Annotated in this window: 24 protein-coding genes and 4 tRNA genes; 25 read left to right on the top strand and 3 right to left on the bottom strand. The window is 62.0% G+C overall.

The annotated features are described in order from the left end of the window. Positions 1-356 precede the first annotated feature (356 nt). The 22 genes from I2E13_RS09710 to I2E13_RS09605 all read left to right on the top strand — a co-directional run bounded on the left by I2E13_RS09710 (position 357) and on the right by I2E13_RS09605 (position 18,561). Positions 357-429: transfer RNA gene (locus I2E13_RS09710), tRNA-Ala, on the top strand. A gap of 200 nt (positions 430-629) precedes the next feature. Continuing rightward, positions 630-705 (top strand) — tRNA-Ile (locus I2E13_RS09705). A gap of 475 nt (positions 706-1,180) precedes the next feature. Then, positions 1,181-1,253 (top strand) — tRNA-Ala (locus I2E13_RS09700). Positions 1,254-1,328: 75 nt separating this feature from the next. Further along, entirely contained in the window at positions 1,329-3,362 is a 2,034-nt protein-coding gene (locus I2E13_RS09695) for an ABC-F family ATP-binding cassette domain-containing protein (RefSeq protein WP_195404957.1), read from the top strand. Further along, the gene (locus tag I2E13_RS09690) at positions 3,349-3,645 is read left to right on the top strand and encodes a hypothetical protein (protein ID WP_233540650.1); all 297 of its coding nucleotides are present in this window, start codon (positions 3,349-3,351) and stop codon (positions 3,643-3,645) included. The genes I2E13_RS09695 and I2E13_RS09690 overlap by 14 nt, the downstream gene beginning before the upstream one ends. A 9-nt stretch (positions 3,646-3,654) precedes the next feature. Continuing rightward, on the top strand, positions 3,655-4,338 hold the full coding sequence (locus I2E13_RS09685; protein ID WP_099431752.1) for a site-2 protease family protein: 684 nt from the start codon (positions 3,655-3,657) through the stop codon (positions 4,336-4,338). A gap of 84 nt (positions 4,339-4,422) precedes the next feature. After that, the gene (locus tag I2E13_RS09680; protein ID WP_195404956.1) at positions 4,423-5,232 is read left to right on the top strand and encodes a segregation and condensation protein A; all 810 of its coding nucleotides are present in this window, start codon (positions 4,423-4,425) and stop codon (positions 5,230-5,232) included. An 11-nt stretch (positions 5,233-5,243) separates the two neighbouring features. Next, complete coding sequence (gene scpB / locus I2E13_RS09675) at positions 5,244-5,972, top strand: SMC-Scp complex subunit ScpB (protein WP_148331422.1); 729 nt, start codon at positions 5,244-5,246, stop codon at positions 5,970-5,972. Then, positions 5,959-6,918, top strand: coding sequence for a pseudouridine synthase (locus I2E13_RS09670; protein WP_195404955.1), 960 nt, complete (start codon positions 5,959-5,961; stop codon positions 6,916-6,918). Before scpB ends, I2E13_RS09670 begins: the two co-directional genes overlap by 14 nt. A gap of 68 nt (positions 6,919-6,986) precedes the next feature. Next, complete coding sequence (gene cmk / locus I2E13_RS09665) at positions 6,987-7,673, top strand: (d)CMP kinase (RefSeq protein WP_118227211.1); 687 nt, start codon at positions 6,987-6,989, stop codon at positions 7,671-7,673. A 3-nt stretch (positions 7,674-7,676) separates the two neighbouring features. Next, positions 7,677-8,405: a lysophospholipid acyltransferase family protein gene (locus I2E13_RS09660; protein ID WP_195404954.1), complete on the top strand. Its 729-nt coding sequence runs from the start codon at positions 7,677-7,679 to the stop codon at positions 8,403-8,405. 2 nt (positions 8,406-8,407) lie between these two features. Beyond that, positions 8,408-9,307, top strand: a complete 900-nt coding sequence (gene ispH / locus I2E13_RS09655) for a 4-hydroxy-3-methylbut-2-enyl diphosphate reductase (protein ID WP_195404953.1) — start codon at positions 8,408-8,410, stop codon at positions 9,305-9,307. A gap of 2 nt (positions 9,308-9,309) precedes the next feature. Further along, entirely contained in the window at positions 9,310-10,752 is a 1,443-nt protein-coding gene (locus I2E13_RS09650) for a DUF512 domain-containing protein (RefSeq protein WP_195404952.1), read from the top strand. 10 nt (positions 10,753-10,762) lie between these two features. Continuing rightward, a complete protein-coding gene (der, locus tag I2E13_RS09645) occupies positions 10,763-12,097 on the top strand; it encodes a ribosome biogenesis GTPase Der (RefSeq protein WP_117803194.1) in 1,335 nt (444 codons plus the stop codon). Next, positions 12,090-12,773 (top strand): glycerol-3-phosphate 1-O-acyltransferase PlsY, encoded by a 684-nt coding sequence (gene plsY / locus I2E13_RS09640; protein WP_195404951.1) that lies wholly within the window; start codon positions 12,090-12,092, stop codon positions 12,771-12,773. Before der ends, plsY begins: the two co-directional genes overlap by 8 nt. Before the next feature lie 9 nt (positions 12,774-12,782). Continuing rightward, positions 12,783-13,790, top strand: coding sequence for an NAD(P)H-dependent glycerol-3-phosphate dehydrogenase (locus tag I2E13_RS09635; RefSeq protein WP_195404950.1), 1,008 nt, complete (start codon positions 12,783-12,785; stop codon positions 13,788-13,790). 18 nt (positions 13,791-13,808) lie between these two features. After that, entirely contained in the window at positions 13,809-14,480 is a 672-nt protein-coding gene (gene rpe, locus I2E13_RS09630; protein ID WP_195404949.1) for a ribulose-phosphate 3-epimerase, read from the top strand. A 6-nt stretch (positions 14,481-14,486) separates the two neighbouring features. Then, positions 14,487-15,665, top strand: a complete 1,179-nt coding sequence (locus tag I2E13_RS09625; protein ID WP_195404948.1) for a cysteine desulfurase family protein — start codon at positions 14,487-14,489, stop codon at positions 15,663-15,665. After that, positions 15,662-16,471 (top strand): Nif3-like dinuclear metal center hexameric protein, encoded by an 810-nt coding sequence (locus tag I2E13_RS09620; RefSeq protein ID WP_195404947.1) that lies wholly within the window; start codon positions 15,662-15,664, stop codon positions 16,469-16,471. Before I2E13_RS09625 ends, I2E13_RS09620 begins: the two co-directional genes overlap by 4 nt. After that, a complete protein-coding gene (locus tag I2E13_RS09615) occupies positions 16,468-17,187 on the top strand; it encodes a zinc ribbon domain-containing protein (protein WP_195404946.1) in 720 nt (239 codons plus the stop codon). Before I2E13_RS09620 ends, I2E13_RS09615 begins: the two co-directional genes overlap by 4 nt. Positions 17,188-17,189: 2 nt before the next feature. Further along, entirely contained in the window at positions 17,190-18,404 is a 1,215-nt protein-coding gene (gene coaBC / locus I2E13_RS09610; protein WP_229057926.1) for a bifunctional phosphopantothenoylcysteine decarboxylase/phosphopantothenate--cysteine ligase CoaBC, read from the top strand. 80 nt (positions 18,405-18,484) lie between these two features. Further along, positions 18,485-18,561: transfer RNA gene (locus I2E13_RS09605), tRNA-Pro, on the top strand. Positions 18,562-19,083: 522 nt separating this feature from the next. On the opposite strand, the gene I2E13_RS11140 is transcribed toward I2E13_RS09605, so the two are convergent. Together I2E13_RS11140 and I2E13_RS11135 are read right to left on the bottom strand one after the other, a co-directional pair. Then, on the bottom strand, positions 19,084-19,647 hold the full coding sequence (locus I2E13_RS11140) for a DNA adenine methylase (RefSeq protein ID WP_195404965.1): 564 nt from the start codon (positions 19,645-19,647) through the stop codon (positions 19,084-19,086). Then, a complete protein-coding gene (locus I2E13_RS11135; protein WP_195404945.1) occupies positions 19,539-19,955 on the bottom strand; it encodes a DNA adenine methylase in 417 nt (138 codons plus the stop codon). Before I2E13_RS11135 ends, I2E13_RS11140 begins: the two co-directional genes overlap by 109 nt. Before the next feature lie 158 nt (positions 19,956-20,113). Between I2E13_RS11135 and I2E13_RS09590 the strand changes: the two genes are divergently transcribed. The 3 genes from I2E13_RS09590 (at position 20,114) to I2E13_RS09580 (ending at position 22,385) form a co-directional block, all read left to right on the top strand. After that, positions 20,114-20,392: a hypothetical protein gene (locus tag I2E13_RS09590; RefSeq protein ID WP_195404944.1), complete on the top strand. Its 279-nt coding sequence runs from the start codon at positions 20,114-20,116 to the stop codon at positions 20,390-20,392. Between the two features lie 84 nt (positions 20,393-20,476). Next, entirely contained in the window at positions 20,477-21,064 is a 588-nt protein-coding gene (locus I2E13_RS09585; RefSeq protein ID WP_195404943.1) for a DUF6273 domain-containing protein, read from the top strand. A gap of 475 nt (positions 21,065-21,539) precedes the next feature. Continuing rightward, on the top strand, positions 21,540-22,385 hold the full coding sequence (locus I2E13_RS09580) for a hypothetical protein (protein ID WP_195404942.1): 846 nt from the start codon (positions 21,540-21,542) through the stop codon (positions 22,383-22,385). Positions 22,386-22,569: 184 nt separating this feature from the next. On the opposite strand, the gene I2E13_RS09575 is transcribed toward I2E13_RS09580, so the two are convergent. Beyond that, the gene (locus I2E13_RS09575; protein WP_195404941.1) at positions 22,570-22,974 is read right to left on the bottom strand and encodes a hypothetical protein; all 405 of its coding nucleotides are present in this window, start codon (positions 22,972-22,974) and stop codon (positions 22,570-22,572) included. Between the last annotated feature and the right edge of the window lie 66 nt (positions 22,975-23,040).

Here is a 23,040-nt window from a genome sequence, read left to right as displayed (position 1 = left end):
GCCGAGTGGACGAAAGCGTGATCGGACCCAATAATGGGACCGTCGTCGGTGGAATAGCAGCCCGGCGCATGGCGGACCGCACTCCGAGAACGAAAAGCGGCGGACGGCGGAACTCGAGATGTCCTGAGGGCGCTGGAAAGGAGGGCGGCAGCGCCGCCCTCCCGCGGGGCGCGCCCCGCGGGCTTAGTCGGGCATCGAGGGGCCCAGACGCCCCGGGTGCGCGCCCGCATCGGCCCCGCGGGCGCCGGCCTCCGCCGTCGCGACCCCGCGGGACTCCGGCGCCCGCGCCCCCGGAAAGTTTTTCCAAAAATGTCCTTGCATCGCCGTCCGAGTTCCCGTATAGTACTTTTTCGCACGGGGGCGTAGCTCAGCTGGGAGAGCGCTTGACTGGCAGTCAAGAGGTCAGGGGTTCGATCCCCCTCGTCTCCACCCGAGCATTGAATGAGGCTCCAACGCAAGTTGGGGCCTTTTTTCATATAGGCACACAAGGTCAAAGGCGGCACCATGATCCTCCTGGTCGACAAGATCGTGCGTTGAACGGGTACCGCGTGCATGGTAGTATTTGACGTCGTGGTGCAACGCTTCTCTACATGGAAGTCCTCCATTACCTTTGCAACCACTAATCACAAGGGCTCTTGGCGCAACGGTTAGCGCAGGGGACTCATAATCCCTGGGTTCTGGGTTCGAATCCCGGAGGGCCCACCAGGTTTTTCAACAGGTCAGGCAATATGTCTGGCCTGTTTTCTTTTTCATGGCATTAGTTTTCACTTGCAAATAGCCTGCTTGCTCATTTCCGGGCGCCCTCGGTCGGCTGCCTGCGATGCCGCCGCCACGAACCCGGCTCATCTACTACGTTTAACCCCGACCCCTCGACCATACCCCGCATTTCGCGAAAACCGCAGGCCGTCTACCTGCGGTTTTATTTCTGCCCGAGACGCCATGGTCGGGGGATGTCGCCCAAACGTAGTAGATGGGCCGGTTTCGTGGCGGGGATCCCGGGGGCGGCCGGAGTGGAGCCTGATAGGCGGGCGGCGGCAGCGCCGCCCGCCCGCATCGGCCTCGCGGGCGCCGGCCTCCGCCGTCGCGACCCCGCGGGACTCCGGCGCCCGCGCCCCCGGAAAGTTTTTCCAAAAATGTCCTTGCATCGCCGTCCGAGTTCCCGTATAGTACTTTTTCGCACGGGGGCGTAGCTCAGCTGGGAGAGCGCTTGACTGGCAGTCAAGAGGTCAGGGGTTCGATCCCCCTCGTCTCCACCCGAGCATTGAATGAGGCTCCAACGCAAGTTGGGGCCTTTTTTCATATAGGCACACAAGGTCAAAGGCGGCAGCATGATCCTCCTGGTCGACAAGATCGAAAAAAGCTTCGGCGCGCGCGTCCTCTTTAGCGGCGCGTCCTTCCAGATCAACCCCGGCGAGCGCTTCGCGCTTGTGGGACCCAACGGCGCCGGCAAAACCACCATGCTCAAAATCATCATGGGCATTGACAGTCCCGACTCCGGCCAGGTCCAGTACGCCAAGGACTGCCAGGTGGGCTACCTAGAGCAGGAAACCAACCTGGAGCAAAAGAACACCACCATCCTCGCTGAGGTCATGGCCGCTGCCAAGGAAATCCGCCGCATGGGCGAGCGCGCCAACGAGCTGCAGGCCCAGATCACCGACCTCTCCGAACAGGGCAAGAACGTCGACGCACTCCTTAACGAGTATGGCCAGGTCCAGGACCGCTTTGAGCATCTGGGCGGCTACGAACTCGAGAGCAACGCGCGTAAGATCCTATCCGGTCTGGGCTTTAAGGTCACCGACTTTGAGCGCCCGTGCTCCGAGTTCTCAGGCGGCTGGCAGATGCGCATCGCGCTCGCCAAGCTCTTCCTGCGCCACCCCGACCTGCTGCTTCTGGACGAGCCCACCAACCACCTGGACCTCGAGAGCGTCCAGTGGCTGCGCGGCTTTATTGCCAACTACGACGGCGCCGTCCTCATCGTCAGCCACGACCGCGCCTTCATGGACGCCTGCGTCGACCACGTCGCCGCACTCGAAAACCGTCGCGTGACCACCTACACCGGCAACTACAGCAGCTACCTTAAGCAGCGTGAGGACAACCTGGAGCAGATGCGCGCCAAGCGCGCCGCCCAGGAGCGCGACATCGCCCACATGCAGGTCTTCGTCGACAAGTTCCGCTACAAGCCCACCAAGGCCGCCCAGGCCCAGGAGCGCATCCGCAAGATCGAGCAGATCAAAAAGGAGCTCGTCATCCTGCCCGAGGGCCACAAGCACATCGACTTTAAGTTCCCCGACCCGCCGCGCTCCGGCGACATGGTCGTGGGCCTCGAGGGCGTCTCCAAGTCATACGGCGATAAGCACATTTACAGCGACATCGACCTCAAGCTCTACCGCGGCGAGCACGTGGCGCTCGTCGGCCCCAACGGCGCCGGTAAGTCCACCCTCATGAAGATCCTCGCCGGCCTGGAGCCGCCCACCACCGGCACCCGCGATCTGGGCACCAACGTTGGCGTCGCCCACTATGCCCAGCACGCGCTCGAGGGCATGACCGAGTCCAACACCGTCCTGCAAGAGATCGACACCGTCACGCCAAAGTGGACCGTGCCGCAGCAACGCAGCCTGCTGGGCGCCTTCCTGTTTAGCGACAACGATTCCATCGAAAAGCAGGTCCGCGTACTCTCCGGCGGCGAAAAAGCGCGTCTCGCGCTCGCCAAAATGCTCGTGGCCCCCGAGGCGCTCCTGTGCCTGGACGAGCCCACCAACCACCTGGACATCGACTCGGTGGACATGCTCGAGAACGCCCTGCAAAATTTCCCCGGCACCATCGTGCTGATCAGCCACGACGAGCACCTGGTGCGCGCCGTGGCCAACCGCGTCATCGACATCCGCGACGGACAAGTCGCGGTCTACGACGGCGACTACGACTACTACCTCTACAAGCGCGAGGACCTCGCGGCCCGCGCCGCCGCCGAGGCGTCCACGGAGAGCGCGCCTGCATCTGCCAAGTCCACCAAAGCCAGCGCCGCCCAGGCCAACACCCCCGCAGATGCCCCCAAACCCGCCGAGGGCAAAAAGACCAAGGAGCAAAAGCGCGCCGAGGCTCAGGCCCGTGCCGCGCTCAATAAAAAGCTCAAGGGAGTGCGTAACCAGCTCAAGAAGATCGAGACGGAGCTCGACAAAAAGCGTGCCCGCTATGACGAGCTTATGGAATTGATGGCGAGTGAAGAGCTTTATGCCGATCAAGACAAGTTCAACGCCGCGCTGGGGGAATATAACGGCCTTAAGCAAGAGCTGCCCAAGCTCGAGGACGAATGGCTGGAGCTTTCCACCCAGATCGAAGAGGAGACCGCGCGTGAACTCTCGTAAGGCCGCTGCCGTGGCGATGAGCATCATCGCCATCGCCTGTCGCATCTGCGGCATCTTTATGAGTGCGATGACCGTGCTACTGTGTTTTAGCGGCCTCACCGCCAAGCTGCAGATCGTAGGCTTTGTCGTTGAGCTTTCGCGCGCACTGCCGAGCGCCATCGCCGGCTATGGCGTCATCACGTCGCCCTTTGGCGGCGTGTTCCGCCTGGATTACGCCATCGTCACCGTGATCCTGTTTGTGATCGACTACCTGCTCACGCGCGCCTCGCGCCGCGTCCGCTAGGGGAGCGCTATGTCCAGCAGCTACCTCATGAACCTGCTCGCCAGCGCCGTCGCCGTCATCGTGGGCATCGTGATCCACGAGAGCGCACACGCCGCCGCGGCCTGGGCGCTCGGCGACAAGACGGCCCGTTCGCGCGGCCGCGTGTCACTCAACCCGCTTAACCATATCGACCCGTTTGGCACCATCATCCTGCCGCTGCTCATGCTCGCGGCCGGCGGCCCGGTGTTCGCCTTCGCCAAACCCGTGCCCGTCTACCTCAACAACCTCAAGCACCCCAAGCGCGACGAGGTCCTGGTGAGCGCGGCCGGCCCCGCGTCGAACATCGCACTCGCGTGCCTTGCCGCGGCACTCATGCACGTGGCGTACGGCAACCTCTACACCGGCATCTCCTTTGCCCTGGCGTCACAGATCATGAACTTCGGCGCCACGTTTATCGTGGTTAACCTGTCACTCGCATTCTTCAACCTCATCCCGATCCCGCCGCTCGACGGCTCGTCGATCATCGTGCCGTTCCTCAAAGGCAAGGCGCTCAACAACTATTATCGTCTGCAGCAATACGCTATGCCCATCCTCATCCTGGTGCTGTACCTGCTGCCCATGTGGACCGGCATCGACGTGATCGGCCGCTATTTCGACGTTACCGTGTATCCGCTTGCTGAGCAGCTGCTCAACTTCGCAATCGCCGGCATCTAAGGTAAACTTACAGGTCGACCGTGCAAAACGGTCGTAACATGCACCCAAACCGCGCCGCGAAGGCGCCGTCAAAGGAGGTCGAAGATGTCGTATCGCGTGTCGACGCAGGTCTACAGCGGACCGTTCGACCTGCTGCTGCAGCTGGTAACCCGCCAAAAAGTAGATATCGGCGCCATCTCCATCAGCGAGGTGGCCGAACAGTACCTTGCCGAGGCTGAGCGCATCGAGGCGCTGGACCTGGACGTGGCGAGCGATTTTTTGCTGGTCGCAGCAACCCTTTTGGACATCAAGGCTGCCTCGTTGGTGCCGCAAGAGGCCCCGCGCAAAGCCGATGACGACGACGAGATTGACGAAGACCTCGAGGAGCTCAGCGCGCTCGACGGCGACGCCCTGCGCGAGGTCCTAATCCAGCGCCTGATCGCCTACAAGCAGTTTAAGGGCGCGGCGGCGGCCCTTGGCGCGCGGATGCAGGCCGAGAGCCGCATGCATCCGCGTGTTGCCGGACCCGACCCTGAGTTTTTGGGCCTCATGCCCGACTACCTGGCCGGCATCACCCTGCGCGGCCTGGCCGTTATCTGTGCCGACCTGGACGGCAAGCGCCAGACCTTCTTGCTGGAGGCCGAGCACGTGGCACCGCATCGCGTGCCGCTCGACCTGACCGTGGCCTCAGTCGACCGCTTTACCATGACGCACCAAACCTGCACCTTCCGCGAGCTGTTGGACGGCGACGCCACCACCGAGCAGCTCGTCGTTACCTTCCTAGCAATGCTCGAGCTAGCCAAGCGCGGCTCGCTCACGCTGAGCCAGGACGAGATCTTCGGAACCATCTGCATCAACCGAGTCGAGGGCGCCGAGGCATACGTGCCCGGCGAGGGCCCCGATCTCACCGAATAGGAGCCGCAACCATGTCAACCCTTTCCACGCTGGAGGCAAACAGCCTCAAAGGCGCCCTCGAGGCGCTGCTGCTGGTGTCGAGCGACCCGGTGAGTGCGCCCGCGCTGGCAGGTGCGCTGGATATCGCCCCCGGCGAGTGCGCATCGCTGCTCGCCGAGCTCAAGGTTGAGTACGAGGAGGCCAACCGCGGCTTTCAGCTGCGTGAGGTCGCCGGCGGCTGGCGCCTGTTTACGCACCCCGCCTACCACGACGTGGTCGAGGCCTATGTGTTGAGCTGGGACACGCAAAAGCTGTCGCAGGCCGCGCTCGAAACACTGGCCGTCATCGCATACCACCAGCCCGTGACGCGCGAGGTGGTCAAGGGCATCCGCGGCGTCAATTCCGACGGCGTCATCGCGTCGCTCGTGGACAAGGGCCTGGTGCGCGAGCTCGGCCGCGATCCCCAGCGCGGTCAGGCCATCATCTACGGCACGACCAACGCCTTCTTGGAAAAGTTCGGTCTGCGCTCCACCCGCGACCTACCCGACCTGGAGCAGTTTGCCCCCGACGAGCAATCGCGTCAGTTTATCCGCGAGCGCCTGAGCGGCCGCAGCATTCAGTCCACGCTCGAGGAGCAGGCCGATGACCTGGACGAAGAGCGCGAACTGCTCGATACCGATGTTGAAGATGTTGAGGCAGTCGAGGACTTGGAGACCCTGGTCGTCGACAAGACCTCGGAGGATTTACATGACGAGGACTAACGAAGTAGGGGAGACGCGCGTCGTGGGCGCAGTACCCGCAACCGACGCCCAGCCCGTCTACCCGCATACCATGCGCCTGCAGCGCTTTTTGGCGCGCGCGGGCGTGGCGAGCCGCCGCGGGTCGGAAGACCTGATGACTGCCGGCCGCGTGACCGTCAACGGCCAGGTCGCGACCGAACTGGGCACCAAGGTCGACGTCGACCGCGACCATATCGAGGTCGACGGCATGCCCGTCAAGCTCAACCAGGGCGCCGTGTACTTGATGCTCTACAAGCCGACCGGCTACCTCACCACCATGAGCGACCCGCAGGAGCGACCTTGCGTGGCAGACCTGGTCCCGCGCGACCGCTATCCGGGGCTCTTCCCGGTGGGTCGCCTGGACCGCGACACCACAGGCCTTTTGCTCTTTACCACCGACGGCGACCTGTCGCAGGACCTGCTGCACCCCAGCAAGCATGTCTATAAGACCTACCAAGCACTCGTGGACGGCCACCTGACCGATCGCGACTTGGGACCGCTCCGCCGTGGCATCGAGCTCGACGACGGCCTGTGCCAGCCGGCGATCTGCCGCGTCATCAACGCGCGCGAGGCAGAGGCTGTGGCACCGCAAGGCGTCAAGCCCGGTACCACCGCCGTGGAGGTCATCATCCGCGAGGGTCGCAAGAACCAGGTCAAGCGCATGCTGAGCAAGATCCACCATCCGGTAATCCGCCTGCATCGCTGCAACTTTGCCGGCCTTGAGCTCGAGGGCGTGGCCAAGGGCTCGTGGCGCGAGCTCACCGACCGCGAGGTGCAGATCCTCAAGGCCGGCGGCATCCCGCCCAAGCAGGCCGTCGGCAAGCGCGCCGGCGCGGCGGCGACCAACGCCGCGACCCGCACGCGTCACCACGGCAGCCACGGCTCCGCACCCAAGCGCAATACCTACCGCGAGCGTTACACCGGCTAGGCAGACCGCCAACCAATACAGCGCCCGCGAACCATACCAGCACGTCAACCATCGAAAGGAAGCACTGCATGATCGTCGCCATCGACGGCCCTGCCGGTTCCGGCAAATCCACCATCGCCAAGGAGATCGCCCGCCAGCTGGGCTTTAACAAGCTCGACACGGGCGCCATGTATCGCGCCGTCACCTTCGCCGCGCTCGACCGCGGCATCGATCTGGACGACGAGACGGCCATCGACGCCCTCGCCGAGCAGATCGAGATTCGCTTTACCAACGGCACCGGCGAGGACACGCGCCTGACCATTGACGGCCAGGACGCTTCGGCCGCCATCCGTACCCCGCAGGTCGACGCCAACGTATCCAAGGTCTCGGCCTACCCGGGCGTGCGCGCCGCCATGCTCATTCACCAGCGCCGCGCCGCCGAGGACCGCGATATCGTGGCCGAGGGTCGCGACATCGGTACCGTCGTATTCCCCAACGCGCAGGTCAAGGTCTTCCTGACCGCTGACCCGCGCGAGCGCGCCCGTCGCCGCGTGCTGCAGCGCCACCAGAACGACGCCCAGACGCTCACCACCGAGCAGCTCGAGGCCGAGGTCGACGAGACCCTCGACGCCCTCAAGCAACGCGATAAACTCGACAGCAGCCGCGAGGTGGCGCCGCTCGTGCCCGCCGAGGACGCCGTGCACGTCGACTCCACCGCCCACACCATCGACGAGGTCGTCTCGATAATCGAGGACCTCATCAACCAAAGGAGGTAGGCCATGCGCCTGTTTAAGCAGACGCCCGAGGATTATTACAACGCTCCCTACGCAGAGTTCCCAGCGCTCATCCGCGGCACCGTCGTCGTAGTCATGGCCATCCTTTGGGCCTTCTCCAAGCTCATGTGGCGTTGGAAGGTCGAGGACGCTGACCTGCTGTTTGAGCGTCAGGAAGGCCGCGGCAGCGTGGTCATCTGCAACCACACCTCGATGGCCGAGCTCTTGGCCGTGGAGACGGCGTTGTTCTTTGGGGGCCGCCGCATTCGTCCCATCTTTAAGTCCGAATTTGCCAAGAGCAAGATTGTGCGCTGGGCCTTTAGCCGCGTTGGCGGCATTCCCGTGGAGCGCGGTACTGCCGATATGAAGTGCCTGCGCGCCGCCCAGCATGCGCTGCAGCGCGGCGAGGACGTCCTGATCTTCCCCGAGGGCACGCGCATCCGCTCGCGCGAGATCAAGCCCGAGGTCCACGGCGGTTTTGCGCTCATCGCTCAGATGGGCAAGGCGCCCGTCAACCCGCTCGCCATTTGCGGCTGGTCCGACATCACGCCCGCGGGCAAAAAGCTCATGCGTCCCAAGAAATGCTGGATTCGTGCCGGCAAGGCCGTCGCGCTTTCGGACGCGCCGGCCGGGCTTAAGCGTACGGAGCGCCTGACCTGGTTTGAGTCCGAGGCCATGAGCCGCGTATACGCCATGCGTGACGAGCTGTGCGCCGAGCATCCGGGCAGGTTCTAGCCATGAGCGAGAACGTGACGAACACCGCCGCGACTGCGTCCGACCAGGCAACCGCGCCTACCATCGAGATCGCCGCCCACGCCGGCACTTGCTACGGCGTGCAGCGCGCGCTCGACATGGCGCTGGCCGCCGCGCCGCAGGCAGGGGAGAGCACTCAGGTCCACACCCTGGGTCCGCTCATCCACAACCCCATCGTGGTGAGCGAGCTCGCCGAAGCTGGCATTGGCTTAGCCGAGAGCCTGGACGACGCAGCATCGGGCACCGTAATCATCCGCGCCCACGGCGTGGTGCCGCAGGTGATCGATGCGGCTCACGATCGCGGTCTTACCGTGGTCGACGCCACCTGCCCCTACGTGAAAAAGGTCCACGTGGCGGCGGAGCGCCTGGTACGCGAGGGCTACCACGTGGTAGTCGTGGGCGAGCCGGGCCACCCCGAAGTCGAGGGCATCCTGGGCCACGCCGGCGATGATGCGCAGGTCGTAAGCTGTGCCGCCGATGCGGACGCGCTGCCGCTCAAGGGCAAGGTAGGCCTCGTCGTACAGACCACCCAGACCGCACAGAACCTCGCAGAGGTCGTAGCTGCCATCACGCCGCACGTGCAGGAACTGCGCGTGATCAACACCATCTGCGCTGCTACGAGCGAGCGCCAGCAAGCCGCCGCCGCACTTGCCAACCGCTGCGACTGCATGGTCGTCGTGGGCGGCAAAAACTCCGGCAACACCCGCCGTCTGGCGCAGATCTGCGCGGACGCCTGCGAGCGCACGCATCATATCGAGGAGGCAAGCGAGCTCGAAGCCGCATGGTTTGCCAGCGCGCTCCACATCGGTATCACCGCCGGCGCTTCCACCCCGCAAGAACACATCGAACGCGCCGTCGCGCGCATCAAGGAGCTTTGCCGCTAATCATGGACCAGACCGTACCCGCATACGCCGCCGAGGTGGCCGATTACGGGCGCAGCCGCGACCCCGAGCCGGGTGAGGGCGCGCTCGTAAAGAGCGTGCGTCCCGAATCGCCCGCGTGGGATGTGGGTATCGAGCCGGGAATGCGCGTGCTTACGGTCAACGGTGAGGCGCTCACCGACATGATCGTGTGGCTCTGGGAGGCTGACGACGACACCGTCGACCTCGAGGTTTTTGACCCGCGCGACAACAGCGTCACCCCCGTCGAGCTCGACCGCTTCCCGGGAGAGGACTGGGGCCTTGAGTTCGATGGTCCCATCTTCGATGGCATGCGCACCTGCGTGAACGCCTGCGTGTTCTGCTTTATGACCATGCTGCCCAAGGGCGGCCGCTCAACGCTCTATATTCGCGATGACGACTACCGCCTGAGCTTTTTGCAGGGCAACTTTGTCACGCTCACGAATCTCACCGACGAAGATGTTCATATCGTCATACAACGCAACATGAGCCCCATGAACGTGTCGGTCCATGCCGTAAGCCCCGACGTCCGCCGCCGCATGATGGGCCGCAACGCCCAGCGCGGCATGGACGTGCTCGAGGCCATCATGGCCGCCGGCATCGAGATCCACGCGCAGATTGTGCTGTGTCCCGGCATGAACGACGGGGAGGAGCTTCAAAAGACCCTACGCTTTTGCGAGGAGCACGAGCAGATCACGAGCCTGGGCATCGTGCCGCTGGGCTTTACCAAGCACCAGAACCGATTTACCTGGTCATACAGCGACAAACCTGAGCTCGCGCGCGAGACCATCGCCATGATTCGTCCCTTCCAGGATCGAGCCTACGAGCGCTTTGGCCGCCACACCTTCCAGATGAGCGATGAGTTCTATCTGGACGCCGGCATCGATCCTCCCGAGGCGGACTTTTACGACGGCTACCCGCAGTATTACGACGGCATCGGCATGATCCGCTCGTATCTGGACGAGACCGACGACGTACTTGCCGCCGACGCCGAGCGTCTGGCCCGCGTCCGCGCTGGCATCGCCGAGCGCAACCAGCGCCTCCTGTGCCTCTCTGGCGCCAGCGCGCGCGACACCGTGGCGCGCTTTGTGGAGTCTCCACGGGGCCTTGCCGGCACCGTCACAGCCATCAAAAACCGCTACTTTGGCGGCAACGTGGACGTGACCGGCCTCATCGTCGCCTGCGACATTTTGGAGCAACTGCCGCAGGACCTGTCGGGGGTTATGCTCTTTGTGCCTAAGCTCATGTTCAACGCTGACGGCATGACGCTTGACGAGTATCATCGTGACGATTTACTCGCAAGCCTTACCAGTCGCGGTGCCGAGGTTCATGTGGTGTCGACCATGCCGCATGAGCTGCTCGATACCCTGGAGCATATCCTTGGCATTGTGCCCGCGGACTCAAACATTTCCACTGACCCTACCCATTAAAGGAGTGCAGATGAAACCTATCGTCGCCGTCGTCGGACGCCCCAACGTGGGCAAGTCCACGCTCGTTAACCGCCTGGCCCAGACCTCGGACGCCATCGTCCATGAGTCCCGCGGCGTCACGCGCGACCGCTCGTACCACACGGCCGATTGGAACGGCCGCGAGTTCACCATCGTCGACACGGGCGGCATCGAGCCGCTCAAGAGCGATGACGTCTTCGCTACGTCCATCCGCGACCAAGCCCTCGCCGCCGCCGAGGAAGCCGCCGTCATCCTGTTTGTGGTCGACGGCCGCACCGGCGTCACCGAGGAGGACGAGTCGGTCGCCCGCATGCTCAAGCGCTGCGACAAGCCTGTCTTTCTGCTGGTGAACAAGCTCGACAACCCCGATCGCGAGAACGACAGCATCTGGGAGTTCTATTCGCTCGGCATCGGTGAGCCCACGCCGCTCTCGGCCCTGCACGGCCATGGCACGGGCGACCTGCTCGACGATATCGTGGCCCTGCTTCCGGAGGAAGAGGACGAGGTCGCCGATGAGTTCCCCGACGCGCTGAACGTCGCCATCATCGGCCGCCCCAATGCCGGCAAGTCCTCGCTGTTCAACCGCATCCTGGGCGCCGACCGCTCTATCGTGTCCAACATCGCCGGCACGACGCGCGACGCCATCGACACCGTCGTGGAGCGTAACGGCAAGCACTACCGCATGGTCGACACCGCGGGCATTCGCAAGAAGAGCACCGTGTACGAGAACATCGAGTACTACTCGATGGTCCGCGGCCTGCGCGCCATCGATCGCGCCGACGTGGCACTGCTCGTCGTCGACGCCTCCGTGGGCGTTACCGAGCAGGACCAGAAGGTCATGGGCCTTGCTATCGAGCGCGGCTGCGCCATCGTGGTGCTGCTCAACAAGTGGGACCTGCTCGACGACGACCGCAAGCGCGAAGCCTGCATGGAGACCGTCGACCGCCGCCTGGGCGTCATGGCTCCCTGGGCCCAGTACCTGCGCATCTCTGCCCTCACCGGCCGCAGCGTCGAGAAGATCTGGGCGATGGTCGACGCCGCCGAGAAGACGCGCTCGCAAAAGATCACCACCTCGCGCCTCAACACCTTCCTCACCGACCTGCGCGAGTTCGGCCACACCGTGGTGGACGGCAAGCGCCGTCTGCGCATGCACTATGTGACCCAGACGGGCATCAACCCGCCGACGTTTACGTTCTTCGTCAACCACAGCGACCTGGTCAACGACACCTACCAGCGCTACGTGGAGAACCGTATGCGCTCGACATTCGACTTCGCCGGCACGCCCATTCGACTCTTCTTTAGGAAGAAGGAGCAAAAGGATGCATAATCCGATTCTGCTGACCGCCATCTGCGCCGTGGTCTCGTTCTTTATCGGAGCGATTCCGTTTGGCCTGATCCTGGGCCGCGTGTTCAACCACACCGACATTCGCAAGGCGGGCTCCGGCAACATCGGAACCACCAATGCGCTGCGCGTAGCCGGCCCCAAGGTGGCCGCGCTCACGCTGCTGCTCGACTGCCTTAAGGGCGCCATCTGCGTCCTTATCGCCCGTCCGCTCATCGCCGATCTGGGCTATGGTTTTCCGCCAAACATCATGGCGCCTGGAGCCCCCGGCGACTGGATGCTCGGCGTCATCTGCCTGGCAGCGGTATGGGGCCACATCTTCTCGCCCTACCTCAACTTCCACGGCGGCAAGGGCATCGCGGTTGGTCTGGGCGTCATCCTCGCCTGGTACTGGCCCATTGGTCTGTCGCTGCTTAGCATGTTTATCGTGGCCGTCGCCATCACCAAGTTTGTGTCGGTGGGCTCACTTGCCGCGGCCATCGGTCTTCCCATCGCCGCCTGCGCGGTCTTTCCGTATAGCAGCCTGGGCCTTAAGTTTTGCATGGCGATGATCGGCATCACCGTGGTGTGGGCCCATCGCGCGAACATCAAAAAGCTCATGACGGGTAAGGAGTCCAAGCTCTCGTTTACCAAGCGCGTCACCGAGCCCGACGATAAGTAGGAGAGAGTCATGAATGTTGCACTGATTGGCTCCGGCTCCTGGGGAACCGCCGTCGCCGGCCTCGCCGCCGAGCGAGCCGAGCGCGTGACCATGTGGGCCCACAGCGAGCAGACGGCCACCGGCATCAATGCCGAGCACCGCAATCCCCGGTATCTGGTGGACTACGAGCTGCCCGGCAACGTTGTCGCCGCCACGGACCTGTCGCAGGCGCTCGACGGCGCCGAGGCCATCATCTTTGCCGTGCCCTCCACGCACCTGCGCAGCGTATGCCATCAGGCAGCACCCTTCATCGCCGCCGACACCCCGGCACTCTGCCTCACCAAGGGTATTGAGCCCGAATCCGGCCTGCTTATGAGCGAGGTCATCGCCAGTGAGATCGGCAACGAGTCGCGTGTCGCGGCGCTCTCGGGCCCCAACCATGCCGAGGAGATCTGCCGCGGCGGGCTTTCTGCCGCCGTCATCGCCAGCAAAGATCCGCAGGTAGGGGAGACCTTTAAGGACCTGCTCCTATCCACGGCCTTCCGCATCTACCTGTCGCAGGACATGACCGGCGTCGAGGTTTGCGGCGCCATGAAAAACGTCATCGCCATCGTGTGCGGCATTTCCGCCGGTTCTGGTGCGGGCGACAACACGCTTGCCCTTATCATGACGCGCGGCCTGGCCGAGATCAGCCGTCTGGTGCACGCCCGCGGCGGTCAAGCCATGACCTGCATGGGTCTTGCCGGCATGGGTGACCTCATTGCCACCTGCACCTCCGAGCATTCGCGCAACCGCACCTTTGGCTACGAGTTTGCCCACGGCGTCTCGCTCGACGAGTACCAGGCACGTACGCATATGGTGGTCGAGGGCGCCGTCGCGGCCCGCAGCGTCAGTGAGCTTGCCCGTTCACTGGGCGTAGACATTCCGCTCACCTTTGCCGTGGAGCAAACGCTCTACAACGGTGTTACTTTGGATAGGGCACTCGAGATTCTTACCGATCGCGTCCCTTCTCAAGAGTTCTACGGACTCACCGACTAGCGCAGAAAGGCTTCTACCATGGGTTCCATCAAAATCGCTCCGTCTGTCCTTTCGGCCGACATGGCCAACCTCAAGGGCGAACTCGACAAGATCGCCGGTGCCGACTACGTGCACTTCGACGTTATGGACGGTCACTTTACCGGCAACCTCACCTTTGGCGTTGACATCCTCAAGGCCGTCAAGCGCTCCACCGACGTGCCGGTCGACGCGCACCTGATGGTGTCGAACCCCGACGAGACGGTTGATTGGTACGCCGATGCCGGTGCCGATATGATCACCGTGCACTACGAGGCCTCCACGCACCTGCACCGCACGCTCACGCATCTGCAGCAGCGCGGCGTCAAGGCCGGCGTGGTTCTCAACCCCGCCACCCCCGTGTGCGTACTCGAGAGCATCATCGACGTCGTCGACATGGTGCTGCTCATGAGCGTGAACCCCGGCTTTGGCGGCCAGAGCTTTATTCCCGGTACCATTGCCAAACTGCACGAGCTTACGGCCATGTGCGAGCGCCACGGCGTGTCACCCCTCATCGAGGTCGACGGCGGCATCTCTTCCAAGAACATTGTCGAGGTCGTCAAGGCCGGCGCAAACGTCCTCGTGGCCGGCTCCGCCGTATTTAAGTCCGAAGATCCCGCTGCCGAGGTTGCGCTGCTGCAGAAGCTGGGCAACGAGGCCGCACAGGAGGCATAAACCCTTATGACCGCAGGTCAAAACCGTATACCCGTGAATCTTGACTATGCCGCCTCGACGCCCATGCGCGCCGAGGCGCTCCTTGCGCAGCGCGAGTACGACGACAGCGAGCTTGCCGGCGTCAACCCCAACTCGCTGCATTCGCTCGGCCGCAAGGCTGCCGCGCGTCTGGAGGTTGCACGTCGCGAGATCGCCCATAGCTTTGGCGCACGCGTCCGCCCGTCCGAGATCATCTTGACCAACGGCGGCACCGAGGCAAACCAGCTAGCGCTCCTCGGACTTGCCGAGGGCACTCGTCAGCGCGATCGCAAGCGCGGTCGTGTAATCGTTTCGGCCATCGAGCACGATTCGATTCTGGACAACCTGCCGCTGCTGCGTGCCGCCGGCTTTACCGTCGACCTGGTACAGCCCTGCCGCGCGGGCTACGTTGAGCCTGCCACGCTTGTCGAGCTGCTCAGCGACGACGTGGCGCTCGTGAGCATTATGGTCGCCAACAACGAGACCGGCGTGGTGCAGCCCATCCGCGAGCTTGCCGCAGCTGCGCACACCGCAGGTGCCCTGTTCCACACCGATGCCATCCAGGGCTACTTGCATATTCCGCTCGATGTCACCGAGCTGGGCGTCGACGCCATGTCCGTCGCAGCCCACAAGATTGGCGGTCCCGTGGCATCTGGCGCACTCTACCTTAAGAGCCGCACGCCGCTGCGCCCGCGCATCTTTGGGGGCGGACAGGAGGCCGGTCGTCGTGCCGGCACGCAAGACCTGCGAACGCAGCTCGCCTTTGCCGCTGCCGCCTCGTCTCTGACGCCCCATGTGGCTCAGGAGCGCGCGAAGCTGCAAACCCTTTCCGACAAGCTCTACGCCACGCTTACGGCTCATCCGCGTATTCATGCCACCATGGGCGACTACGCACAGGCCGATCGCCTGCCGGGCATGGTGTCGATCTACGTTGATGGCATGGACTCCGAGGAGCTCATCGTCAAGCTCGATGCCGCCGGCTTTGAGGTTTCGGCCGGCTCGGCGTGCTCGAGCGGCAGCATGGACCCGAGCCATGTGCTCAGCGCCATGGGCATTGGTCGCGAGCAGGCACTAGGTGCGCTGCGCATTTCCTTTGACGACCGCGTGAATCCGGACGATCTGGACGAGTTTGCCCAGACGCTGCTCTCGATCGTAGGCGCCGCATGATCATCGCGGAACTCGAGCGTGCACTGCTGACACGCTATCCTAAGACGGACGCCGAACCATGGGACCACGTAGGCTTATCCGTAGGCGACCCCGACGACGAGATCCGTGGCGTAGCCTGCGCGCTCGATGCCACCAGGGACAACGTGCAGCGCACCTTGGAAGCCGGAGCCAACGTGCTGCTGACGCATCATCCCATATACATCAAGGCACCCGAGGCCTTTTGTCCGGCGGATGCCACACGACCCCAGTGCAGTGCGGCCCTCTACGAGGCTGCCCGCTGCGGGGTGAGCATTATCTCGCTCCACACCAACCTGGACCGCTCGCACGAAGCCCGTGTCTGCCTGAGCAAGCTGCTGGGTGCCGCACCCGTGAGCTCACTGGAGCACGTGGACGACCCCGAGGCCACCGGCCTGGGCGCACTTGCAACGCTCAACGACCCGTGCACGCTGCGCGATCTTGCCACCCGTGCCGCCACGGCCTTTGGCAGCGACCCGCGTGTGTGGGGCAAAGCTGATCGCCCGTGCCGCACCGTCGCCATTTTGGGCGGCTCCCTGGGCGACTTCGGAGAGCTCGCCATCGCCGCGGGCGCAGATGTTGTCGTGACGGGCGAGGCGGGCTACCACGTGGCGCAAGACCTTGCCTTGCGCGGGCTGCCGGTGATCTTGCTCGGCCACGACCGCTCCGAGGAGCCGTTCGTTGATATATTGATGAACTCTGCAGTTGACGCCGGGGTCGACCCCCGTCATGCGATTAAAATACTGAACCCTTGCCAATGGTGGACTGTGACAAAAGGAGAAAACTTATGAGCGCCGGCGCTACGCTACTCAAGCTGCAACAGATCGATTTGGAGCTCGCCCGCAACAAGAGCGAACTTGCCAATATGCCGGAGCTCAAGGAGCTCGCTTCCAAGCGCAAGACCTACGTTAAGCTCAAGGCCGAAATGACCAAGCTCTACGCCCAGCGCAAGGATCTGGACATTGAGCTCGACGATCTCAACACCACCGAGATTCAGACCAACAACGCCATCGAGGCTGCCAAGAAGCGCCATGTCGACGGCTCCGACTACCGCGAGGTTCAGGACCTGGAGAATGAACTTGCCACCCTGGCAAAGCGTCTGGACAAGATCGAGCACACCCGCAAGGATGTCGTCGTCGCCCATAAGGAGGCACTCGACCGCGAGGCTCGCGCGCAGGCCATCATCGCCAAGTTCGAGGAGGGTGTGAAGGCCGATACCAAGGCCGCCCGCGCCAAGGCCGCCGACCTGCAGGCCCAGATCGATGCCGCCACCAAAGAGCGCATCGCCCTTGCCGCTACGCTGCCCGCCGACGTGCTCACCGATTACGAGCGTCTGCTCAAGCAGTTCCGCGGCCTGGCCGTCGAGACCATCCAGGGCAACATCCCTACGGTCTGCCACACCGCGCTGCAGGCATCGTCCATGAGCGACCTCAACCACGACGGCAGCGAGATTACGCACTGCCCGTATTGCCACCGCCTGCTCGTGCTCCCGAGCAAGGAAGCTTAACGATGACGGCGGCACCCAACAATTCAATGCAACTTGAGGGAAAAACGATCCTGCTGGGCATTACCGGCGGGATCGCCGCCTATAAGTCGTGTAACATCGTGCGCCTGCTGCAAAAGCGCGGCGCGCGCGTCAAGGTCGTTATGAGCGAGCATGCCACCGAGTTTGTGGGGCCGCTTACCTTTCGTGCGCTCACCAACGAGCCCGTCGCGGTGGGCCTGTTCGACGACCCCTCCGACCCCATCCACCACATTTCACTGGCCCAGGAGCCAGATCTGGTGGTCGTGGCGCCCGCGACGGCCAATATCATCGCCAAGATGGCTAACGGCATTGCCGATGACCTCATCTCCACCACGCTGCTTGCCACGCCGCGACCCATAGTGATCGCGCCGGCCATGAACAATGGCATGTGGAAGGCGCCGGCGACGCAGGCCAACATGGCCACGTTGCGCGTCCGTGGCGTCCATGTGGTTGGACCCGGCAGCGGCTACCTTGCCTGCGGCGACGTGGACACGGGACGCATGAGCGAGCCCGAGGACATCGTCGAGGCCGTTTGCGAGGTATTCAACCCCGCACCCCAGGACCTTGCAGGCAAGCGCATCGTGATCACCGCCGGTCCTACGCACGAACCGATCGACCCCGTGCGTTTTATTGGAAACCGATCGTCGGGCAAGATGGGCATCGCCCTGGCGGGGGAGGCCGCTCGCCGCGGTGCCGAGGTCACGCTCGTGCTGGGACCGACATCGCTCGATGTTCCTCGCGGCGTAAAGTGCGTGCGCGTGCAGACTGCCGCAGAGATGCTCCAGGCGGCGTTAAACGCCTTCCAGACGGCCGACGCTGCCATTTGCGCTGCGGCCGTCGCCGACTACACGCCCGCGGCCCCTGCGGACCATAAGCTCAAAAAGGCAAACGAGCGCCTCGATCGCATCGAGCTCGTTGAGACGGTCGATATTTTGGCCGAGCTTTCGCGCCAAAAGGGAGAGCGGTGCGTGATCGGCTTTGCAGCCGAGACCGATAACGTCGTGGAGTACGCTGAGCGTAAATTGGCCCGTAAGGGTTGCGATGCCATTATCGCCAACGATGTCTCGCGCGCCGATTCTGGCTTTGGAACTGATACCAATAAGGCTTGGATCGTGAGCGTAGCAGGGACGCAGGAACTTCCTGTGCTCACAAAACCCCAGCTCGCAGATACAATTTTGGACTTGCTCAAAAATAATTAAAAAAGTTCTTGCACAAGTCCAAAGTTTCGGGTTAATATACTCCCTGTTGCGAGCGAGAGCAGAGCAACAAACAAAAGCTTCGGGACGTGGCGCAGCTTGGTAGCGCACTTGACTGGGGGTCAAGGGGTCGCTGGTTCGAATCCAGTCGTCCCGACCAGAAGTTTGCAGGTCAGGCACCTAGTGCCTGACCTTTTTTTATCAGGAATCAACAAGGTAATCAAAAAGGAATCAACGGCTGTTTTTTAGCTAATAAGGACATGCCCATCTACCTGCGGTTTTGTAGAATCGTGATTTTAATGAATCCCCCCTCCACTTCTATTCCATATTTCGGAATCTATTGATTCCGCATACGCAAACTATTTCGTCTGTCTGGTCTACTTATGCGTAATCAATTTGCCTGCGCCAATCTACTGCGGCTACTTGCGCCGTGGACACAAATCGAAAGCCCCCAAAATCGGTGCAAGCCAGCCCGCGAATCGTGCGCCATCGGCAGATGGCCGCGGGCGCACAGATCGCATCCGTGTCCGATATCGGTATGACCGAGCAGGACCCTAAATAGGGTCCTTTTCAAGCCGACATCCCAATGGGACACCCCCAGACAGCAAACAGTCCCTCAAATCGCCTCTGAGGCTCCGAGACAGGGGATGGCTGATCGGTATCCGTATGTTTCGACCTGCCCTCACTCCACCGTATAGTTCGTCAGGAGCACCTCGAGCACGGGCCTATGCTTCCCGTTGACGATATAGACATGATTTGCGGAGCTGACGTGACAATCCGCCCAGAGCGACTCGATTAAACCATTGCTCCGGTAGTCGCTGCTGCCCCACGATGAGACCATAAAATTGTGGCCGCTTTCCATGAGCGAATCGTGCAGCCTCGTTTCCTTCTCCTCGTCCCAGGAGTCGTAATAGGTGCTTGTGAGTCCGATGTAGGGCGGGTCGCAGTAGATGAACGAACCGTTCGGAGCCACGGCTATCGCATCCTCATAGCGCATGGCCGCGAACTTCCAATCGCTTTTGGCGATTTTCCCCTGCACGTGTTCGAATTGGTCCACGATCTTCGTTATGTACGCATTGGAGAATCGGTCGTTCTTATGCCCGTATGGGACGTTGTAGCGGTGCTGGCGGTTGAACCTCATGAGTCCGTTGAAGCAAGACCGGTTGAGGAAGAGGAAATCATATGGGTCATGCGATTCGTTGAACCGGTCGCGGACCTCATAGTAGTAATCCCCCCCCCCCTCGATTTCAGGCGTGCGCCTTCGGATTCAAGGAACTTCCTACAGCCGGCGGCGGTGAGCTGTCCGTCCTGGATGGACCGATAGAAATCGATGATATGGACGTTCGTGTCCGAGAACAGTGCCCGCCTCGGGGCGAGGTTGAAGCCGACGACGCCCGAGCCCATGAACGGCTCGACCCAGACCGTCCAGGCAGCGGATGGGGCGCACCGCGCGATCCACGGGACGAGCTTCGTCTTGATGCCCTGTGTCTTGATGGGCGGGACGTGGACCTTCTCGGCGCCCTTCATGTTTTCTGCACCTGCGGACTGAGCCATGGAATTGTCCTCTCAACGGAACTACGTCCCGAGACTTTCCCACGGTTCAGATAACCCAAGTTGACTAATGCCGCTGCGGCACGTTATGCCCTAATCTGTTTGGCCCATAGTAACTTCCTGCATGCAATATCAATCCCCATACGAAGGGAGTGTCGCCTATGCATGCAGCGGCAAATAACCTTCGGGGGGGGGTATCTCCTAGAAATACCCGCCTCCGAGGACAGTCAATCATCGAGTACGTCCTGATCATCGCGGTGATCGGTCTGGTGATTGTGTTCGCGGGGCCCGGCGTGGTCGGGGCCATCCGCAACCAGTTCAACCTGGTGGGCAACACGGTGAACAGCGGGACGACAGGCGGCGGCGAGGGAGGCGGCGCGTCCGGCGGGGCCGATTCCGCGACCGTCCAGGCGGCCATCGCCAAGGACGCGAAGGACTGAACTCTGGACGAGCAGAAGGCAGTCGCCAAAGACATCGCCGCCAAGGGAGAGGCCTCGCCTGCGTATTCCAAGGCCAAGGCGGTCATGGACGCAGGCACGATATTCTCTACCAAGCTGACGAACGGTCAGATGCTCGCGTACCGTATAGTTGGCATCAACCACGATGACCTTGCGGACGGCTCCGGCAAGGCCGGTTTGACGTTCGAGGCGACAAACGATGCCATGGGCAGACAGCGTATGAACGCCGAGCTTACCAACGCCGGCGGATGGGAGAAGTCGGAGCTCCGCGGCCGCCTCAGCTCCGGCGACCTCTGGGCGCTTTTGCCCTCCGAGCTTCAGTCCAAGGTGAAGTCCGTCACGAAGATGACCGATAACAAGGGCGGCGGCAGCGCCGGCACCCCCTCGGCCACGACCGACAAGGTCTTCCTGCTCTCGGCGGCGGAAATCTATGGTGACCTCCAGTCAGATGGCAGCCAGTACGAGTACTACAAATCCAAGCGCGTGACGACGTCGAACCATTACGAGGCTTCATCGTCGAGCGAGTATCACTGGACTCGTTCTGTTGACCCGAACAAATCCACGAGCTTCTATTATGTCCTCGATAGCGGCACCTTGATCAGCTACTACGGCTCGGCGAACGCCTTCCACTTGTTTCCCGCTTTCTGCTTCTAGCCCGTCTAGTGAAAAGCCCGCGTAGCCTGTGCGGGCTTTTCTATTGGCAAGCCAACATGATTGCCGTAGCGGCAACGGCCAATCCGAACTATGCGCCTCCTGTACGTTGACTTAAACAAGGTGAGCAGAAAGGTGTCCTATGGCTTCGAAATGCGCGGGACGGGGCGTGCCGTTCGGATATGACCCACAAACTGATAGGTTTGTATGGTTGAGCTCGGTACCGCTCGACAGGTACGGAGAGCGCTGCGGGCTCGTCTGCCCGTCCTGTGGCGGCAAACTGCAGGCCGTGCGGACTGCGACAAATACGCCTCACCCGTACTACAAGTGCTTCAGGCACTCTTCGCTGTCCTCGTGTGGCGGAGGTTTCGAGTCGCAGCTGCATAGGGCAGTTAAGTCTCTTCTGGCCGACTCGGTCGGCAGGGAGTTCCGCCTCCCGATGGTCTCCTTGGCGGACGCCGCGCCGCACGCGTCGAGGATGAGCGATTCCGGACGATGGGTTCACGATTGGCGGCAGACTTTCGAACAGGACGACCGCTGCGTCTATCCGGAGATCTGGGTGCCGTACTCGGCGAGAAAATGCACCATCGAGGCCGTTGAGCTTGAGACGACTCAGGAAAACGGCCTGCGCCCAGATGCCGTCCTGACACTGAAAGATAGCCGTGGGGATCTCGGAAGGGCTGCGGTTGAAATTCGCGTGGAGCACCAAAAGTCGCTGGAAGACGCAGTAAAGTTTAGCGAGATCGGTCTGGACGTTATCGAGATAAATTTTGGCGGTATCGATTTGACCTCGGAGGATTGCGAATCATTGCTCCAGAGGATCGTATTCGGTGATCTGTCCCCGAGATGTCAGCGAGATAGGCGCCGCGAATGGCTTTGGACTGCAAGGGCTGTATCGGTGCTGGATAATTACCATCCCTATGTAGACCAATCTGGTTTTTCTAAAAGTGAAAGGGCTCAGTTTCCATATATCGGCAGACATGCCCACATTGCCGTGGCAAAGGGTATCGGGAAGCAGGATTGGGGCAATCAGCCTCGCCTGACTTGGGAGGATTTGACTCGTCTATGCGATATCGTAGACGAGATCGATAGGGAGGCGGATTCCGAGATCGAGGGACCGGAGCTCGATTACTTCGGAACGATTGAAACGGATGCGGAATCGTACGATATGGCTGACGGGCAGGAAGATCAAGCTGTTCAACCAGATGAGAATGCAGCCGATGAATCCGATGGCTCTAACTCTGATTGGTCGAAAGGGAAAACCGACAAGAAACGATGGTGGCAGCGCAATCCCTTGAGCCGTTTCCTGAGCAGGTTCAAATAGCCGCCTTGCTTAAGCGCCATACCGATGACAGCTTGACTGTTAGCTGATATATCCGCCGTTGCATGTACTGACTTCATGTCACTCTAATCGGACTTCCCATAGAGAGGGGATGACCCAATGCACGGGTGCCATCTCAACGGCGGAGGGCTCAGGGGGCAACAGGACACTCGGCCTTCGAGAGTATTTATTTCGAGAGGCTCGTTTCGATTTCCGCGCGGCGGGCGTTGATTCGATTGCACTCCTCGGCATACTCCGTGGCGTATTCCGAAATGTCATAGAGCGATTCGAAATCCTTGTCGAAAAGCCGATCGCATAATTCAGGATATTTATTCCTTAGCGCTACTTCATTTCCGCAGCTCAACAGTATCGAGGCAAGGGAAGAAGAGTGGATTTCGGTGAGATTTTCGTTTAAAAATTCAATGACCGAATAGGACATTTCGTCATTCCTGCGCGAGAGGATGATAGCGATAGGCTCAACCGTGCCAACCGACTTTTCTTGGAGTTCGATATCGCTCAGGAGTTGAAGGCTTGTCGGGGCGAAGGTTACCGGCCCCGATTTCTTTGAACCGATGTGAATCGGTACCGTCAAGATTCTTTCGCAAATTGATCGAGGCGGCCTCGGCCCCGCCTTGCTCTAGCCCTCCGCCTTCTTGCT

Source organism: Collinsella aerofaciens, assembly GCF_015554145.1.
Classification (GTDB): domain Bacteria; phylum Actinomycetota; class Coriobacteriia; order Coriobacteriales; family Coriobacteriaceae; genus Collinsella; species Collinsella aerofaciens_AA.
Note: the sequence above shows the minus strand (reverse complement) of the source record. Positions and strands in the feature narration are given on the sequence as shown.

Coding starts and splice junctions, on each gene's coding strand:
- I2E13_RS09685 (WP_099431752.1), top strand. CDS start 3,655: ATGTCCAGCAGCTACCTCATGAACCTGCTCGCCAGCGCCGTCGCCGTC.
- I2E13_RS09585 (WP_195404943.1), top strand. CDS start 20,477: ATGGACGCAGGCACGATATTCTCTACCAAGCTGACGAACGGTCAGATG.
- I2E13_RS09695 (WP_195404957.1), top strand. CDS start 1,329: ATGATCCTCCTGGTCGACAAGATCGAAAAAAGCTTCGGCGCGCGCGTC.
- I2E13_RS09580 (WP_195404942.1), top strand. CDS start 21,540: ATGAGCGATTCCGGACGATGGGTTCACGATTGGCGGCAGACTTTCGAA.
- coaBC (WP_229057926.1), top strand. CDS start 17,190: ATGACGGCGGCACCCAACAATTCAATGCAACTTGAGGGAAAAACGATC.
- I2E13_RS09680 (WP_195404956.1), top strand. CDS start 4,423: ATGTCGTATCGCGTGTCGACGCAGGTCTACAGCGGACCGTTCGACCTG.
- cmk (WP_118227211.1), top strand. CDS start 6,987: ATGATCGTCGCCATCGACGGCCCTGCCGGTTCCGGCAAATCCACCATC.
- I2E13_RS09625 (WP_195404948.1), top strand. CDS start 14,487: ATGACCGCAGGTCAAAACCGTATACCCGTGAATCTTGACTATGCCGCC.
- I2E13_RS09620 (WP_195404947.1), top strand. CDS start 15,662: ATGATCATCGCGGAACTCGAGCGTGCACTGCTGACACGCTATCCTAAG.
- plsY (WP_195404951.1), top strand. CDS start 12,090: ATGCATAATCCGATTCTGCTGACCGCCATCTGCGCCGTGGTCTCGTTC.
- ispH (WP_195404953.1), top strand. CDS start 8,408: ATGAGCGAGAACGTGACGAACACCGCCGCGACTGCGTCCGACCAGGCA.
- scpB (WP_148331422.1), top strand. CDS start 5,244: ATGTCAACCCTTTCCACGCTGGAGGCAAACAGCCTCAAAGGCGCCCTC.
- I2E13_RS09650 (WP_195404952.1), top strand. CDS start 9,310: ATGGACCAGACCGTACCCGCATACGCCGCCGAGGTGGCCGATTACGGG.
- I2E13_RS09590 (WP_195404944.1), top strand. CDS start 20,114: ATGCATGCAGCGGCAAATAACCTTCGGGGGGGGGTATCTCCTAGAAAT.
- I2E13_RS11135 (WP_195404945.1), bottom strand. CDS start 19,955: ATGGCTCAGTCCGCAGGTGCAGAAAACATGAAGGGCGCCGAGAAGGTC.
- rpe (WP_195404949.1), top strand. CDS start 13,809: ATGGGTTCCATCAAAATCGCTCCGTCTGTCCTTTCGGCCGACATGGCC.
- I2E13_RS09670 (WP_195404955.1), top strand. CDS start 5,959: ATGACGAGGACTAACGAAGTAGGGGAGACGCGCGTCGTGGGCGCAGTA.
- I2E13_RS09635 (WP_195404950.1), top strand. CDS start 12,783: ATGAATGTTGCACTGATTGGCTCCGGCTCCTGGGGAACCGCCGTCGCC.
- I2E13_RS09615 (WP_195404946.1), top strand. CDS start 16,468: ATGAGCGCCGGCGCTACGCTACTCAAGCTGCAACAGATCGATTTGGAG.
- der (WP_117803194.1), top strand. CDS start 10,763: ATGAAACCTATCGTCGCCGTCGTCGGACGCCCCAACGTGGGCAAGTCC.
- I2E13_RS09660 (WP_195404954.1), top strand. CDS start 7,677: ATGCGCCTGTTTAAGCAGACGCCCGAGGATTATTACAACGCTCCCTAC.